At 51.1% G+C, this 15,720-nt stretch carries 16 protein-coding genes and 1 pseudogene; 8 read left to right on the top strand and 9 right to left on the bottom strand.

All coding sequences use genetic code 11. From position 1 onward, the window contains the following. Nucleotides 1-301: 301 nt before the first annotated feature. From glnA to OGV65_RS03525, 4 genes are all read left to right on the top strand, one after another. Nucleotides 302-1,711 carry a glutamate--ammonia ligase gene (glnA, locus tag OGV65_RS03540; protein WP_003028638.1) on the top strand — a complete coding sequence of 470 codons (1,410 nt, stop codon included), beginning with the start codon at nucleotides 302-304 and terminating at the stop codon, nucleotides 1,709-1,711. 203 nt (nucleotides 1,712-1,914) lie between these two features. Continuing rightward, a complete protein-coding gene (glnL, locus tag OGV65_RS03535) occupies nucleotides 1,915-2,964 on the top strand; it encodes a nitrogen regulation protein NR(II) (RefSeq protein WP_047497478.1) in 1,050 nt (349 codons plus the stop codon). Between the two features lie 11 nt (nucleotides 2,965-2,975). After that, nucleotides 2,976-4,385 carry a nitrogen regulation protein NR(I) gene (glnG, locus tag OGV65_RS03530; protein WP_047357802.1) on the top strand — a complete coding sequence of 470 codons (1,410 nt, stop codon included), beginning with the start codon at nucleotides 2,976-2,978 and terminating at the stop codon, nucleotides 4,383-4,385. A gap of 112 nt (nucleotides 4,386-4,497) precedes the next feature. Next, nucleotides 4,498-4,608, top strand: coding sequence for a YshB family small membrane protein (locus tag OGV65_RS03525; RefSeq protein ID WP_003028631.1), 111 nt, complete (start codon nucleotides 4,498-4,500; stop codon nucleotides 4,606-4,608). Nucleotides 4,609-4,695: 87 nt separating this feature from the next. Here OGV65_RS03525 and hemN read toward each other — a convergent pair whose 3' ends face one another. From hemN to OGV65_RS03510, 3 genes and pseudogenes are all read right to left on the bottom strand, one after another. Beyond that, nucleotides 4,696-6,069, bottom strand: coding sequence for an oxygen-independent coproporphyrinogen III oxidase (hemN, locus tag OGV65_RS03520; RefSeq protein WP_049282322.1), 1,374 nt, complete (start codon nucleotides 6,067-6,069; stop codon nucleotides 4,696-4,698). A 188-nt stretch (nucleotides 6,070-6,257) separates the two neighbouring features. Continuing rightward, entirely contained in the window at nucleotides 6,258-6,767 is a 510-nt protein-coding gene (gene yihI, locus OGV65_RS03515; protein ID WP_019077947.1) for a Der GTPase-activating protein YihI, read from the bottom strand. A 105-nt stretch (nucleotides 6,768-6,872) separates the two neighbouring features. Then, a pseudogene (locus OGV65_RS03510) lies at nucleotides 6,873-7,121 on the bottom strand (hypothetical protein). Between the two features lie 209 nt (nucleotides 7,122-7,330). Between OGV65_RS03510 and yihA the strand changes: the two are divergent. Then, nucleotides 7,331-7,963, top strand: a complete 633-nt coding sequence (gene yihA, locus OGV65_RS03505; RefSeq protein WP_005121851.1) for a ribosome biogenesis GTP-binding protein YihA/YsxC — start codon at nucleotides 7,331-7,333, stop codon at nucleotides 7,961-7,963. Between the two features lie 119 nt (nucleotides 7,964-8,082). Here yihA and spfP read toward each other — a convergent pair whose 3' ends face one another. From spfP to OGV65_RS03495, 3 genes are all read right to left on the bottom strand, one after another. Further along, nucleotides 8,083-8,130, bottom strand: a complete 48-nt coding sequence (gene spfP, locus OGV65_RS25470; protein WP_071892919.1) for a small protein SpfP — start codon at nucleotides 8,128-8,130, stop codon at nucleotides 8,083-8,085. A 166-nt stretch (nucleotides 8,131-8,296) separates the two neighbouring features. After that, nucleotides 8,297-11,083, bottom strand: coding sequence for a DNA polymerase I (gene polA, locus OGV65_RS03500; protein ID WP_235117420.1), 2,787 nt, complete (start codon nucleotides 11,081-11,083; stop codon nucleotides 8,297-8,299). Between the two features lie 215 nt (nucleotides 11,084-11,298). Further along, nucleotides 11,299-11,634 (bottom strand): hypothetical protein, encoded by a 336-nt coding sequence (locus tag OGV65_RS03495; RefSeq protein WP_019077950.1) that lies wholly within the window; start codon nucleotides 11,632-11,634, stop codon nucleotides 11,299-11,301. On the opposite strand from OGV65_RS03495, the gene yihG reads away from it, so the two are divergent. Beyond that, nucleotides 11,519-12,388: a 1-acylglycerol-3-phosphate O-acyltransferase, YihG family gene (yihG, locus tag OGV65_RS03490; protein ID WP_235117441.1), complete on the top strand. Its 870-nt coding sequence runs from the start codon at nucleotides 11,519-11,521 to the stop codon at nucleotides 12,386-12,388. The genes OGV65_RS03495 and yihG overlap by 116 nt on opposite strands. 13 nt (nucleotides 12,389-12,401) lie before the next feature. On the opposite strand, the gene dsbA is transcribed toward yihG, so the two are convergent. The 3 genes from dsbA to OGV65_RS03475 all read right to left on the bottom strand — a co-directional run bounded on the left by dsbA (nucleotide 12,402) and on the right by OGV65_RS03475 (nucleotide 14,374). Next, nucleotides 12,402-13,025, bottom strand: a complete 624-nt coding sequence (dsbA, locus tag OGV65_RS03485) for a thiol:disulfide interchange protein DsbA (RefSeq protein WP_016155156.1) — start codon at nucleotides 13,023-13,025, stop codon at nucleotides 12,402-12,404. A 16-nt stretch (nucleotides 13,026-13,041) separates the two neighbouring features. After that, nucleotides 13,042-14,028, bottom strand: coding sequence for a serine/threonine protein kinase (locus tag OGV65_RS03480; RefSeq protein WP_235117419.1), 987 nt, complete (start codon nucleotides 14,026-14,028; stop codon nucleotides 13,042-13,044). A 76-nt stretch (nucleotides 14,029-14,104) separates the two neighbouring features. After that, nucleotides 14,105-14,374: a YihD family protein gene (locus OGV65_RS03475; protein ID WP_003028616.1), complete on the bottom strand. Its 270-nt coding sequence runs from the start codon at nucleotides 14,372-14,374 to the stop codon at nucleotides 14,105-14,107. Between the two features lie 69 nt (nucleotides 14,375-14,443). On the opposite strand from OGV65_RS03475, the gene mobA reads away from it, so the two are divergent. Beyond that, nucleotides 14,444-15,028, top strand: coding sequence for a molybdenum cofactor guanylyltransferase MobA (gene mobA / locus OGV65_RS03470; RefSeq protein ID WP_047357798.1), 585 nt, complete (start codon nucleotides 14,444-14,446; stop codon nucleotides 15,026-15,028). Beyond that, a complete protein-coding gene (mobB, locus tag OGV65_RS03465; RefSeq protein ID WP_235117418.1) occupies nucleotides 15,010-15,528 on the top strand; it encodes a molybdopterin-guanine dinucleotide biosynthesis protein MobB in 519 nt (172 codons plus the stop codon). The genes mobA and mobB overlap by 19 nt, the downstream gene beginning before the upstream one ends. Nucleotides 15,529-15,720: the final 192 nt, after the last annotated feature.

Raw genomic sequence — 15,720 nt, 5'->3', positions numbered from 1 at the left:
CTCCGCAAACAAGTATTGCAGAGTTTCTTTGTGATCACATTCACGGAGCGTTAAAAGGGGTAATCTGACATGCTTTGCACCAATATGGTGCTTAATGTTCACATTAAAGCACTATAATGGTGCAATACAACCTTCATGGTGCAGCCCCTTTGCACGATAGTGCGCATGATAACGCCTTTTAGGGGCAATTTAAAAGTTGGCACAGATTTCGCTTTATATTTTTTACGGCGACACGGCCAATTTTTTGCAGAATTGAAGACTTCGTTACCACGACGACCATGACCAATCCGGGAGAGTAAGTATGTCCGCTGAACACGTTTTGACGATGCTGAACGAACACGAAGTGAAGTTTGTTGATTTACGCTTCACTGATACCAAAGGTAAAGAACAGCACGTCACTATTCCTGCTCATCAGGTAAATGCCGAATTCTTCGAAGAAGGCAAAATGTTTGACGGCTCCTCAATCGGTGGCTGGAAAGGCATTAACGAATCAGACATGGTTCTGATGCCAGATGCGTCTACTGCACTCATCGACCCGTTCTATGAAGAGTCCACCCTGATCATCCGTTGCGATATCCTGGAACCAGGTACGCTGCAGGGCTACGACCGCGACCCGCGCTCCATCGCTAAACGCGCTGAAGAGTATCTGCGTTCTACCGGCATCGCAGACACCGTTCTGTTCGGGCCTGAGCCAGAGTTCTTCCTGTTTGACGACATCCGTTTCGGCGCGTCCATTTCCGGTTCCCACGTGGCTATCGATGACATCGAAGGCGCATGGAACTCCTCCACCAAATACGAAGGTGGTAACAAAGGTCACCGTCCTGGCGTGAAAGGCGGTTACTTCCCGGTTCCTCCGGTAGATTCTTCTCAGGACATCCGTTCTACCATGTGTCTGATCATGGAAGAAATGGGCCTGGTTGTTGAAGCGCATCACCACGAAGTGGCGACCGCAGGTCAGAACGAAATCGCGACCCGCTTTAACACCATGACCAAAAAAGCGGACGAAATTCAGATCTACAAATATGTGGTTCACAACGTCGCTCACCGTTTCGGTAAAACCGCGACCTTTATGCCAAAACCTATGTTTGGCGATAACGGTTCCGGTATGCACTGCCACATGTCCCTGTCCAAGAACGGCGTAAACCTGTTCTCTGGCGACAAATATGCGGGTCTGTCTGAGCAGGCGCTGTTCTACATCGGCGGCGTAATCAAACACGCTAAAGCGATCAACGCCCTGGCTAACCCAACCACCAACTCTTACAAGCGTCTGGTCCCAGGCTACGAAGCGCCGGTAATGCTGGCTTACTCTGCCCGTAACCGTTCTGCTTCTATCCGTATTCCGGTAGTGGCTTCTCCGAAAGCGCGTCGTATCGAAGTGCGTTTCCCGGACCCGGCTGCTAACCCGTACCTGTGCTTCGCAGCACTGCTGATGGCTGGCCTTGACGGTATTAAGAACAAGATCCACCCAGGCGAAGCCATGGACAAAAACCTGTACGACCTGCCGCCGGAAGAAGCGAAAGAGATCCCACAGGTTGCTGGTTCTCTGGAAGAAGCACTGAAAGAACTGGATCTGGACCGCGAGTTCCTGACTGCAGGCGGCGTGTTCACCAATGAAGCGATCGATGCGTACATTACGCTGCGTCGCGAAGAAGATGACCGCGTGCGTATGACTCCGCACCCGGTAGAGTTTGAGCTGTACTACAGCGTTTAATTAGTACCAATACTCCGTAGATTTCTTGTTGCGACCCACGCGGCTGTAGCAAGAAAAATATAGAGTCTTTAAGTTGCCGTGGAACTTTTAGCCCATCCCAGGATGGGCTTTTTTCTCCACTAACAACCTGCTTCCTCGCGCTTTTTTGATGTAAAAAGCTATAATGCACTAAATTGGTGCAACACTTTTCAGGAGACTGCTGAATGGCAACCGGCACGCTGCCCGATGCTGGGCAGATCCTCAATTCTTTAATCAACAGCATCTTACTCGTCGACGATGAGCTGGCGGTACATTACGCCAACCCGGCGGCACAACAGCTGCTCGCCCAAAGCTCCCGCAAACTGTTTGGTACCCCACTTCCCGATCTGTTGAGTTATTTCTCCTTAAACATCGGGCTGATGCGAGAGAGCCTGGATGCAGGCCAGGGCTTTACGGATAACGAAGTGACGCTGGTGATAGATAGCCACTCACATATCCTCTCTGTGACCGCTCAGAGGCTGCCTGATGGCCTTATCCTGCTGGAGATGGCGCCAATGGATAACCAGCGCCGTCTGAGCCAGGAACAGCTCCAGCACGCCCAGCAGATTGCTGCCCGCGATCTGGTGCGCGGCCTGGCGCACGAAATTAAAAACCCGCTGGGTGGATTACGCGGCGCGGCGCAACTGCTCAGTAAAGCGCTTCCGGACCCGGCGCTGACCGAATATACCAAAGTCATTATTGAGCAGGCCGACCGCCTGCGTAATCTGGTCGACCGTCTGCTGGGACCACAACAGCCGGGAATGCACGTCACGGAAAGTATTCACAAAGTGGCGGAGCGCGTGGTAGCGCTGGTCTCGATGGAGCTGCCGGAAAACGTCACGCTGATTCGTGATTACGACCCGAGTCTGCCTGAATTACTGCACGACCCGGACCAGATCGAGCAGGTTTTGCTGAACATCGTGCGCAATGCTTTGCAGGCGCTGGGACCGGAAGGCGGCGAGATTATTCTGCGTACCCGCACCGCGTTTCAGCTCACGCTGCACGGTATGCGTTATCGTCTGGCGGCGCGGATTGATGTTGAGGATAACGGCCCGGGAATTCCCTCGCATTTGCAGGACACGCTGTTCTACCCAATGGTCAGCGGTCGCGAAGGAGGTACCGGCCTTGGATTATCCATCGCCCGTAATTTGATTGATCAACATTCCGGCAAAATTGAATTTACCAGTTGGCCGGGTCATACCGAGTTCTCGGTTTACCTGCCTATCAGGAAATAAAGGTGACGTTTATGCAACGAGGAATAGTCTGGGTAGTTGATGACGATAGTTCCATCCGTTGGGTGCTTGAACGTGCGCTCGCAGGGGCAGGACTAAGCTGCACTACATTTGAGAGTGGTAAAGAGGTACTGGACGCGCTGGCCAGCAAAACGCCGGACGTACTGCTGTCGGATATCCGCATGCCGGGCATGGACGGCCTGACGCTGTTAAAACAGATCAAACAGCGGCATCCGATGCTTCCGGTCATCATAATGACCGCACACTCCGATCTGGATGCTGCCGTCAGCGCCTACCAGCAAGGGGCGTTTGATTATCTGCCCAAACCTTTTGATATTGATGAAGCCGTGGCGCTGGTCGAACGCGCCATCAGCCATTATCAGGAACAGCAGCAGCCGCGTAATATTCAAATCAACGGCCCAACAACCGACATCATCGGCGAAGCACCGGCAATGCAAGACGTCTTTCGCATTATTGGTCGCCTGTCCCGTTCTTCAATCAGCGTATTGATTAACGGAGAGTCCGGGACCGGTAAAGAGCTGGTCGCCCATGCGTTGCACCGTCATAGCCCGCGCGTCAAAGCACCGTTTATCGCGCTGAACATGGCTGCTATTCCGAAAGATTTGATCGAGTCTGAGCTGTTTGGCCATGAAAAAGGGGCGTTTACCGGGGCGAATACGATTCGTCAGGGGCGCTTTGAACAGGCAGACGGCGGTACGCTGTTCCTCGATGAAATTGGCGATATGCCGCTGGACGTGCAGACACGCTTATTGCGCGTATTAGCCGATGGACAGTTTTACCGCGTTGGCGGTTATGCGCCTGTGAAGGTGGACGTACGTATTATCGCCGCCACGCACCAGAACCTGGAACTGCGGGTGCAGGAAGGCAAATTCCGTGAGGACTTATTCCATCGCCTGAACGTCATCCGGGTACATCTGCCGCCACTGCGCGAACGTCGGGAAGATATCCCACGCCTGGCGCGTCATTTCCTGCAGGAGGCCGCCCGCGAACTGGGAGTAGAAGCCAAGCAATTACACACTGAAACCGAGGCGGCGCTCACCCGTCTGTCATGGCCGGGAAACGTGCGTCAGCTTGAGAATACCTGTCGCTGGTTAACCGTAATGGCCGCCGGACAGGAAGTACTCATTCAGGACTTACCGACCGAACTGTTTGAAACCACCGTGCCTGATGCACCGTCCCATATGCAGCCAGACAGCTGGGCAACCCTGTTGGCACAGTGGGCGGATCGGGCATTACGTTCCGGTCATCAAAACCTGCTTTCAGAGGCTCAACCGGAGATGGAGCGCACGCTGCTGACCACCGCGCTACGTCATACCCAGGGGCACAAACAGGAAGCCGCACGCCTGCTTGGATGGGGCCGTAATACCTTGACGCGTAAGTTAAAAGAACTCGGAATGGAGTGACGATCGGTCACTGTGTAAAGATTGATAATTGAGCGCAAATTGCTGCTATTTTGCGCTTTACTGTTCCGATGAGTTAAGTATGATCGTGCCCGGCAAACGGGGGGAAGTCATCATGCTGGAATCAATGATAAATCTGCTATCGAGCGGTGCGGTTGAAAGCCATACGCCACAAACTGCGGTTGCCGCCGTGCTGTGTGCGGCGCTGGTTGGGCTGTTCAGCTAGCGGGTTTGTCGGGTGGCGCTTCGCTTACCCGACCTACGTATTGAGATTTCGTAGGCCCGGTAAGCGAAGCGCCACCGGGCAACCCGGCTAAATAACGCGCGAGAACTGCTGCAAACGCGCTTTCTGGCGCAGATATGCATCGAAGCACATGCAAATATTACGAATCAGCAGACGCCCCTTCGGCGTAACCTGAATCCCCTTCTCATCCACATCCACCAGCCCATCTTTCGCCAGCGGTGCCAGCAGTTTCAGGTCTTCGGCAAAATAGTCAGCGAAGTTCAGATCCCATTGTTGTTCCACGGCGGCATAGTCGAGGCGGAAATTGCAGATCAGGAGCTTAATAACATCCCGACGAATGCAGTCGTCGCGGGTCAGGGCAATTCCGCGCCACAGCGCATTCCCCTGCTCGTCTACCTGCTGGTAATAGTGCTTCAGCTCTTTCTGATTCTGCGCGTAGTTGTCGCCAATCATACTGATGGCCGATACGCCCATCCCCAGCAGATCGGTATCCCCCTGGGTGGTATAGCCCTGGAAATTGCGATGCAAAACGCCCTCGCGTTGAGCAATGGCCAGTTCGTCATCCGGGCGGGCAAAGTGATCCATGCCAATGAACTGATAGCCAGTTTCGGTCAGTGAAGAGATGGTCTCCTGCAGGATATCCAGCTTCTGCTGCGCGCTGGGCAGGTCGGCATCTTTAATCTTGCGCTGGGCAGCAAACAGCGTCGGCAGGTGCGCGTAGTTAAAGACGCTCAGACGGTCTGGATTCAGCTCAGCCACGCGTTTCAGGGTAAAGGCGAAGCTCTCTGGCGTCTGTTTTGGCAGGCCATAAATCAGATCGATATTCGTTGAGGTAAAGCCAATCTCCCGCGCATGATTCAGCAGCTTAAAGATAAACTCTTCATCCTGCTCACGGTTCACCAGGCGCTGAACTTCTTTGTTGAAGTCCTGCACTCCCATGCTCAAACGGTTAAAACCTTCAGCGCGTAAATGATCAAGGACATCCAGCTCGATTTCACGCGGATCCACTTCGATCGAGATTTCGGCATCGTCGTTAAAGTTGAAATTGCCACGCAGCAGTGACATCAAACGGCTGATTTGCGCTTTATTCAGATACGTTGGCGTGCCGCCGCCCCAGTGCAGCTGGCTGACATGGCGTCCGGCGAACAGCGGTGCGCGATGGATAATTTCTTGTTCCAGGGCATCGAGATATTGATCTGCTTTATGCTGCTGGCGAGTCACAATCTTGTTGCAGCCACAGAAGTAGCACAGTTTGTGGCAAAACGGGATGTGAACGTACAGCGAGAGCGGACGCTCAGGATAACGCGCCACGGCCTTTAGAAATGCTTCTGTGCCGTAGTCTTCAGAAAACTCCAGCGCGGTCGGGTACGAGGTATATCGTGGCCCGGAATAGTTATATTTCTGGATCAGGGCCAGGTCCCAGTCTATTAACTGCTCTGACATGCTCACTCCTTCCGATGGCGTCTCTGGCGGGTACGGCGTACCGGCTTAACCCCAGTGCGGGTGATAAGCCGGTTGCGCAGCCACTTCTGTCGCCGCGACAACCGCTGTAGTTTAACGAATAACCACACCAGATAACATATAACCGGAAGGGTTATAAGCAGGACGGGAAGACCCACGGTGTAAAACCGTTAGTTGCCGCCTTTCAGCAGACGCATCATGTCTTCCTGCTTTTCTTCCTCTTCCTCTTCTTCCTCGTCATCGTAAGAAAGACCCAGCTTTTGCATCAGCTCATCAATGCGGTCCAGCTTGGCATCAACCCAGGTCTGATCTTCCGCGCTCAGGGTTTCTCCTGCTTCAAGACGCTCCAGCAGCGCATCCAGGCGCTCATCCGTTTCCAGTAAATCCAACTCAGCCTGTGGTGAAAGCATAGGTTTCTCACTCTTCGGTTTGTGCTGTTTGGTGACTTTTTCGGTCACGCCCAATGGAATGGGGTTTTTGCTGCCAATACGAGGATCTTTTTGCTTATTTTGGTTTCCGCCACCAGATGCGCCTTCGCTACCGGACGCACGGCTACCCGCCGCATGACCACGGTGTTTTTTCTGGCGCTTACGGTCGCGAGCTTCCTGATTAATTTCTTCGCGTGTTTTACGACGCGCTTTTGCAGGACCTTTACCGCGTGGTGTAGAAGTTGGTTTCATCATGATTCGTCTTTGGCTGTTTTATTCAGTATATAATTGCGCCGGAATCTAGCAGAAATAAAGAAAAAAGGCGACAGAGTAATCTGTCGCCTTTTTTCCTGACTCTCAACCCTTACGGGCTCTACAATCCCTGTTGGCTATCAACACACCCTGTTTTTCCCTTAGCCTGAAACATTCCGTGTTGTTTCCATTTCCTTTTACTAACGTCTCCAGACGTTTGTCTCCCTGACAATCCTGTGTCTTCGCCTCCTGGCGCTCCTGACCCTCATCCTGAGTCGACTATCCTGTCAGCTTCCTCGCTATGGGCGTTACTTTACCGCTTTGGTTTAAACGTACAAGTAACCTGGGTAACAATTTCGGACTTTAAGAATAGTGCCTTATCTTAACTATATGATTTATTTTAGTTACGTCATTTTTTACTCTGTCATCTCGTATAGAAACTATCGGCAATGTCTCACAAAGTGCGAGGTTTTTACTTACATAGCCTACGCGCCGAAAAACCAGCCTTTTGCTGGGGTTCAGGTATAATCGCTGCAAAGCCCTGATTGATGGAGAGGACTGCTTTGACTAACTTGAATTATCAACAGACGCACTTTGTGATGAGTGCGCCTGATATTCGCCACCTACCTTCCGATACCGGTATCGAAGTGGCTTTTGCTGGCCGTTCCAACGCAGGCAAATCCAGTGCGCTAAATACCCTGACGAATCAAAAGAGTCTGGCGCGTACATCGAAAACGCCGGGTCGTACTCAGCTCATCAACTTGTTTGAAGTCGTTGACGGCAAACGCCTGGTCGATTTGCCAGGATACGGTTATGCCGAAGTTCCGGAAGAGATGAAACGCAAATGGCAGCGCGCGCTGGCTGAATATCTGGAAAAACGTCAGAGCCTGCAAGGTCTGGTGGTACTGATGGATATTCGTCACCCGCTAAAAGACCTCGACCAGCAGATGATCCTGTGGGCGGTTGAGAGCAACGTTCAGGTTCTGGTACTGCTGACTAAAGCAGACAAGCTGGCCAGCGGTGCGCGCAAAGCCCAGTTGAATATGGTACGTGAAGCCGTACTGGCATTTAACGGTGATGTACAGGTAGAAGCATTTTCATCACTGAAAAAACTGGGCGTGGACAAACTTCGGCAGAAGCTGGATAGCTGGTTTAGTGAACTGGCGCCGATTGAAGAGATGCAGGACGGGGAATAACCCACCGATATGCCGGATAGCGCCGCTGCGCGTCTTATCCGGCCTACAGCCTGTACGAAACTTTTCTTTCGCACAATAAAAAACGCCCCAGTCATTACTGACTGGGGCGGCTAAAATATTCAGCCAAATCCGATTACGTGAAGTAAAAGGTCTGAAAGATAGAACATCTTACCTCTGTACCCTACGTGAATAACTTTACTCTTTTTTGAGCAGCTCAGAAAGCACTTTTTGTAATTTTTTTTCATTCCTTACATAGGGAATTCTAATGGACATCACAAAAAGTTCTATCTTATGTTGCTTAGTTACGAAAAAGGGGCGTTATTCAGTAAACCCTTAGTGCGCCTGATCCCAGTTTTCGCCACTACCGACTTCCACCAGCAACGGCACATCAATCTGGGTCTCGTTTTCCATCAGTTGATGGATCTTTTTAGAGACGCTTTCGAGGTCATCTTTATGCACTTCAAACACCAGTTCATCGTGTACCTGCATGATCATGCGCACACGTGGTTGCTCGGTTTGCAGCCATCCGTCCACCGCAATCATGGCTCGTTTGATAATGTCTGCGGCAGTACCCTGCATCGGGGCGTTAATTGCCGCGCGCTCTGCACCAGCGCGACGAGCGCCATTACTGGATTTAATATCCGGTAAATAGAGACGACGCCCTTCCAGCGTTTCGACATAACCTTGCTCTTTTGCCTGTGCACGGGTACGTTCCATATATTCCAGCACGCCAGGGTAGCGTTCGAAGTAGAGGTCCATGTACTTCTGTGCTTCTTTACGCGGAATATTCAACTGGCGCGCCAAACCAAAGGCACTCATCCCGTAGATCAAACCGAAGTTGATGGCTTTCGCGCTGCGGCGTTGTTCACCAGTCACGGAATCCAGCGGTAAGCCGAAGACTTCCGCAGCCGTTGCGCGGTGAATATCTTTCCCTTCGGCAAACGCTGTAAGCAGACCTTTATCACGCGAGAGATGCGCCATGATACGCAGTTCAATCTGTGAGTAGTCTGCGGAGACAATCACGTAGTCTTCTGGCGCAATAAACGCCTGACGAATACGACGACCTTCGTCATTACGTACCGGGATGTTCTGCAGGTTTGGATCCGTAGATGACAAGCGCCCGGTAGCGGTCACCGCCTGGTGATAGGAGGTGTGCACGCGCCCGGTTTTCTTGTTAATCATCAACGGAAGCTTATCCGTATAGGTCGACTTCAGTTTTGCTAAGCCGCGATATTCCAGGATCACTTTCGGCAATGGGTAATCGAGCGCGAGCTCTTCCAGTACCTCTTCCGACGTTGATGGCGCGCCGCCAGGGGTTTTCTTCAGCGGCTTAATACCCTGCTTTTCAAACAGGATAGTTTGCAGTTGCTTGGTGGAAGAGAGGTTAAACGCTTCTCCGGCGATCTCGTGCGCTTTTTGCTCCAGCTCGTTCAAACGCAGCGTCAACTCTTCTGAATGTTTGTGCAGAACAGCCGGATCGATTTTCACACCGTTGCGCTCAACGCGAGACAAAACAGGAACCAGCGGCATATCGATATTTTCAAAGACGTTCAACGGTCCTTTATGCTGCTGCAATTCTGGCCACATTTTGAGATGGAGCTGTAGCGTAACGTCGGCGTCTTCCGCAGCGTAACGTCCGGCTTCTTCCAGCGCTATCTGGTTAAAGGTCAGCTGGTTTTTGCCCTTTCCGGCGATCTCTTCAAAGGTGATGGTTTTATGTTTCAGCCAGCGGTCCGAGAGGCTGTCCATATCGTGTCGGCCAGCGACGCTGTTAAGAATGTAGGATTCGAGCATGGTGTCAAAGGCGATACCACGCAGTTCGATGCCATAGTTCGCCAGGATACCGCGATCATACTTCAGGTTTTGCCCGACTTTATGCGCGTTCTCATCTTCCAGCAGCGGCTTCAGCAATGCCAGCGCGCGGTCGCGAGCGATCTGATCGGGGGCGTCCAGGTAATCGTGGGCAACAGGAACATATGCAGCCACACCCGGTTCAATGGCAAAAGACAGGCCAACCAGATTCGCGGAGATGTTGTCCAGGCTGTCAGTTTCAGTATCGAAGGCAAAGACAGGCGCTTTTTTCAGCTTCGCAATCCACTCTTCCAGCGTCGCTTCATCCAGAATTGTCACATAGTTATCATACGAGAGAACCGTGGCCGGCCCCTCAGGCGTTTCATCGACGGCGATAGTTTCCTGTGGTTTTGCCGCCGGCTTCGTTCCTTTCGCCTGTAGCCATTTACCCGCTTCAACGTCAGTAACCCAACGCTTGAATTCGTACTGTTTAAACAGGCCAAGTAGTTCATCCGCTGCCGGCTGACGTACTTCCAACTGCTCGCAGGTCAACTCCAGTTCAACATCCGTTTTGATGGTAGCTAATTGATAAGAGAGGTACGCTACCTCTTTATTCTGCTCAAGCTTGCCCGCCATAGTTTTCGCACCACGGAAAGTCAGCCCCGCGATTTTGTCTGATTCAGCATAGAGGGTATCCAGCCCCCCCAGCCCCTGCAGCAGAGCCTGCGCGGTTTTTTCACCTACGCCAGGAACGCCAGGGATGTTATCTGAGGAATCCCCCATCAGCGCCAGGAAATCGATGATCAGTTCTGGTGGAACACCATATTTATTCACCACTTCATCCGGGCCGAGGATCGTATTGGTCATGGTGTTGATCAGGGTGATATTCGGCGTCACCAACTGAGCCATATCTTTATCACCGGTACTAATCAGCACCGGACGACCCACCTTCTCTGCTTCCCGCGCCAGCGTACCAATGACATCGTCTGCTTCCACGCCCGAAACAGCCAGCAGTGGCAACCCCATCGCTTTTACCATCGCATGCAGAGGCTCAATCTGCGCACGCAGATCGTCCGGCATGGGTGGGCGGTGTGACTTGTAGTGTTCGAATAACTCATCACGGAAGGTTTTACCCTTAGCGTCGAATACCACCGCAGCATGGGTCGGCTGATATTGCAGAATCAAGCTACGCAGCATGTTGAGGACACCATACATCGCGCCAGTAGGTTCTCCTGCACTGTTAGTCAGCGGCGGGAACGCATGGTATGCGCGATACAGGTAAGAGGAGCCATCTACAAGGATAAGTGGGTTTTCTGGGATCTGAACCATAATGTCCGTGCCTGTTTATCAGATTATGGGTAAAGGATGCCACAGACAGGATGAAAACATGAGTTTTTCGCCGCATTTGTCGAAAAACTTTTGTAGATCTTCTGCTTTGCTCGCAAAGAAGACTGTGGATAACTTTGTGAATAAATAATTTTCAGCTCTTTAAATATAGCAATAAAATTAACACATCATTTTATTTATACATATATTTCAGAAGCTTAAATAAATGCGTAGCATTTTATTCCATTTATACAGCTTATATCCTGATGTGGATAGATATTCCCTTTTTTTCTATTCAGGGAAGATCCATCATTTGGTTCGTTTTCTGATAAAATCAGCCCCTTGCGCCTCTTTAGCGCACTATCTATGGCTAACCTTTTGAATAATTTAATTATGACGAGAATACTCGCTGCGATAACGCTGTTGCTGAGTATCGTATTGACCATATTGGTCACGATTTTTTGTTCTGTGCCGATCATCCTTGCCGGAGTTGTAAAACTCCTTTTGCCCGTTCCCGTTGTCTGGCGCAAGGTTTCTGTCTTCTGTAATTTCATGATGTACTGCTGGTGTGAAGGTCTGGCGCTACTGCTACACCTCAATCCGCGACTGAAGTGGGATGTCGAGGGACTGGAAGGTCTTAGCAAGAAAAATTGGTATCTGCTCATTTGTAACCATTACAGCTGGGCTGACATCGTTGTGCTTTGCGTTCTGTTCCGTAAGCACATCCCCATGAATAAATATTTCCTCAAGCAACAACTGGCCTGGGTGCCCTTTATTGGCCTGGCCTGCTGGGCGCTGGATATGCCGTTTATGAAACGCTATTCGCGTGGCTACCTACTCCGTCATCCAGAGCGGCGCGGTAAAGATGTCGAAACAACGCGTCGTTCCTGCGAGAAGTTTCGCGTACACCCGACAACTATTGTGAATTTTGTCGAAGGTTCACGCTTTACCAAAGAGAAATGTGAGCAAACCCGCTCTCCTTATCAAAACTTGCTTCCTCCAAAGGCGGCAGGTATTGCGATGGCATTGAACGTACTGGGGTCACAGTTCGATAAAATGTTGAACGTCACGTTGTGCTATCCGGAAAATAGCAGCCGACCGTTCTACGATATGCTGAGCGGTAAGCTAACGCGTATTGTCGTGCGGGTAAATCTGGAGCCAATTCATGAAGAGTTACACGGTGATTACGTGAACGATAAGGGATTCAAGCGTCGGTTTCAGCTATGGCTTAATACGCTGTGGAGTGAGAAAGACGCGCAGCTCGACGCGATTAAAGCCTCAAATAAAAAAGCCGGTCAGCACAAGTGACCGGCTTTTGCTTTTACTTCTGACCAACCAGATACTTCACGGTATCCGCATACTGTTGTACAAAGATATCCATGCTGCTGGTATCCATGCCCTGCGGATTTACCTGATATTTGCCATTTACGAACATTGCCGGAACGCCCTGCAACTGTAAATCAGCCGCCGCTTTTTCCTGCTGCGCCACGAGTGATTTCACCACAAAGCTGTTCCATGCCGCATCATAGTCTTCACCTTTAATACCCGCGTCGACAAACACTTTACGGATATCAGCTACAGACTGAACGGTCTGGGTTTTCTGAACCCCTTCAAACAACGGAACGGTTACTTGATCTTCAACGCCCAGCGCCATAGCAACGGCCCAAGCTTGCGTCAGATCTTTGCCCAAAGGCCCCAGAAACTCGACGTGGTACTTGGTCATCTTGGTGCCTTCAGGCAGTTTTTTCTTCACGTTATCAGAGACGTGAAGAACTTCTTCAAACTGATAGCAGTGCGGGCAGTAGAAGGAGAAGAACTCCAACACTTGCGGTTCACCTGCAACAGGTTTTTCCAGAGTGATGTATTGTTTGCCATCCTGGAACTGCGCTGCAGATGCGCTAAAAGCTAAAACCATACCAGCCAGCGCCAGCCATAATTTTTTCATGTTCAAATTTCTCCGATTAATACATTGGCGTTAATTGTAAGGGGGGCTCTTGCAGAATTTTTGCCTGCTCAATAAAGGTCGCGGTCTGACGATGCCAGTAATCTTCCCCGGTTAACCACGGGAAGTTTTGTGGAAACGCAGGGTCAGCCCAACGTCGAATTAGCCAGGCAAGATAATAAACTAAACGCATAGCGCGTAAAGGTTCTATCAGTCCGATTTCAGAGGTGTCGAACTCACTAAACTCTTCATACGCCTCGATAATGGTTTCAAGCTGCATGCGTTGTTCAGCTTTATCGCCATTGAGGAGCATCCATAAATCCTGAACAGCCGGGCCATTGCGGGCATCATCTAAGTCGACAAACATCGGACCATCGCGCCACAGAATATTACCGGCATGACAATCACCGTGCAGACGTAACGTGGTAAAACGTGCATGCCAGCGTTCGGTAACGACCGCGATAAGCGCATCCGTTGCCTTCAGGAAAGCCGCTTTTTGCCCTGATGGGATCAACTGTGCGTGTTCAAAAAGCTTACGCGGCTCAGTCAGGTATTCTTCAAGGCCAATCGTCGGGCGAAAGGCAAAAGTACGCTTGCATCCGGTCTGATGCATACGCCCCAGATAGCGCCCCACCGCCTCCATCTGATCGATATTGTCGGCCTCAAACTGCCGCCCGCCGACGCTGGGGAAGATCGCATAATGGAAACCCTGATGGCTTAACAGCGTTTGGCCGCTTAGTACCAGCGGTGCAGCTACCGGGACTTCATCGCTTACCAGTTCCAGAGCAAACTGGTGCTCTTCCTGGATCTGCTCGACAGACCAACGTTCAGGGCGATAAAACTTAACGACAAAGCGTCGACGGTCTTCGTCCTGGAATTGATAGACACGGTTTTCATAGCTGTTAAGCGGGGTAAGCCCGGAGTCCACCCGGATCCCCTGCTCAAACAGTGCATCCATGATGGTATCCGGGTGTAGCGTCTGGAAATTAAAAGCGTTGTCGTTCATCCCATCATCCGGAAAATACTACGAATGATTCAGGATATCATTTCGCAGCGCTTTCGGTGGTGGCGATTACAAGCTTTTACTCTTTAATTACGCCACGTGCGCGGAGTAGTGCGGTTTTAAAATCTTCTTCATAATCTTTCTGAATACCTGGGATGACGGCGTCTTTCGCCGAGTCACGCATTTTCAGGTGATAGATCAGAATGTCATCAGTTAAATCCGCCAGTTCGCCGTCAAAACCTGACTCTTGCGCCAGTTTCTGTAAAAATTGCATCAGGTTAAGATCGGGTTCCTTCTGCCAGGCCGGCTGGAGGAGTTCAATAACTTCATTCAGACGTTTACATTTCATGGTTGTGCTCCTTAGGCTCAATACAGATACGTTAGCAGGGTCAATCCCACATTAAAAGAGGCGATATCAGTGATTCTGGATAGTGCAATAACAGGGGTTGTGCTGGCAGGCGGTAAGGCCAGACGGATGGGCGGAACCGATAAAGGTCTGCTTGAGTTGGACGGTAAACCTCTTTGGCGGCACGTAGCCGATACCCTCGCTTTACAGGTCGAAACCGTGGTGGTTAATGCCAATCGCCACCGGGATATTTACCAACAAAGCGGCCTAAAAGTTATCCCTGATTCATTGGCCGATTTCCCTGGCCCACTGGCCGGGATGCTATCGGTATTCCTGCAGCAAGCGGGGGAGTGGTTTCTGTTCTGCCCATGCGATATGCCCTATATTCCTCGCGATCTGGTCAAACGTTTGAAGGAACAGCGCAAAGCTGCACCGGTTGTCTGGGTGCATGATGGGGAAAGAGATCATCCGACCATTGCGCTAATGCACCGCACCATGCAACCCTTGCTACAGGATTATCTTCAGTCCGGTGAAAGACGCGTCATGGTCTTTATGCGCCAGGCTGGCGGTCATGCTGTCGATTTCAGCGATCATAAAGATGCGTTCGTGAACGTGAACACCCCTGAAGAACTTGCAAAATGGCAGGACAAACCATGATCCCATTACTCGCTATAGCAGCATGGAGCGGAACGGGAAAAACTACGCTGCTTAAAAAATTGATCCCGGAGCTACGTGCCAGAGGCATTCGTCCCGGATTGATTAAGCATACTCATCACAATATGGATGTTGATAAGCCCGGCAAAGATAGCTATGAGCTACGCAAAGCCGGTGCAGCACAAACCCTGGTCGCCAGCCAGCAGCGCTGGGCATTAATGGTAGAGACCCCGGAAGAGCCCGAACTGGATTTAGCGTACCTGGTAAGCAGGATGGATGCTTCTACATTGGATATGGTGTTGGTTGAAGGCTTTAAGCATGAACCTGTTGCTAAGATCGTTCTTTTTCGCGACGGTTGCGGGCACAGTCCAGAGGACCTGGCGATAGACAACTATGTTATCGCGGTTGCCAGTGATATTCCGCTTGCGGTGGATGTTCCATTGTTAGATATCAACGATATACAGCAAGTTGCCGATTTTGTTACGCAATGGATAAGAAGATAGCTGCTGTGTCGTGATACGCCTTTGTAGGCCGGATAAGGCGGGAGGTCACCTCCGGCAGTTTTTATTCCCTGCAGACGCAAAAAAGCCCATCCGGCAGGATGGGCTTCTTCACTTATTTGATGCCTGGCAGTTCCCTACTCTCGCATGGGGAGACCCCACACTACCATCGGCGCTACGGCGTTTCACTTCTGA

This window comes from Citrobacter sp. Cb004 (assembly GCF_030337065.1).
Classification (GTDB): domain Bacteria; phylum Pseudomonadota; class Gammaproteobacteria; order Enterobacterales; family Enterobacteriaceae; genus Citrobacter; species Citrobacter braakii.
The sequence above is the reverse complement of the archived record's forward strand: the minus strand, read 5'-3'. Positions and strand labels throughout refer to the sequence as shown.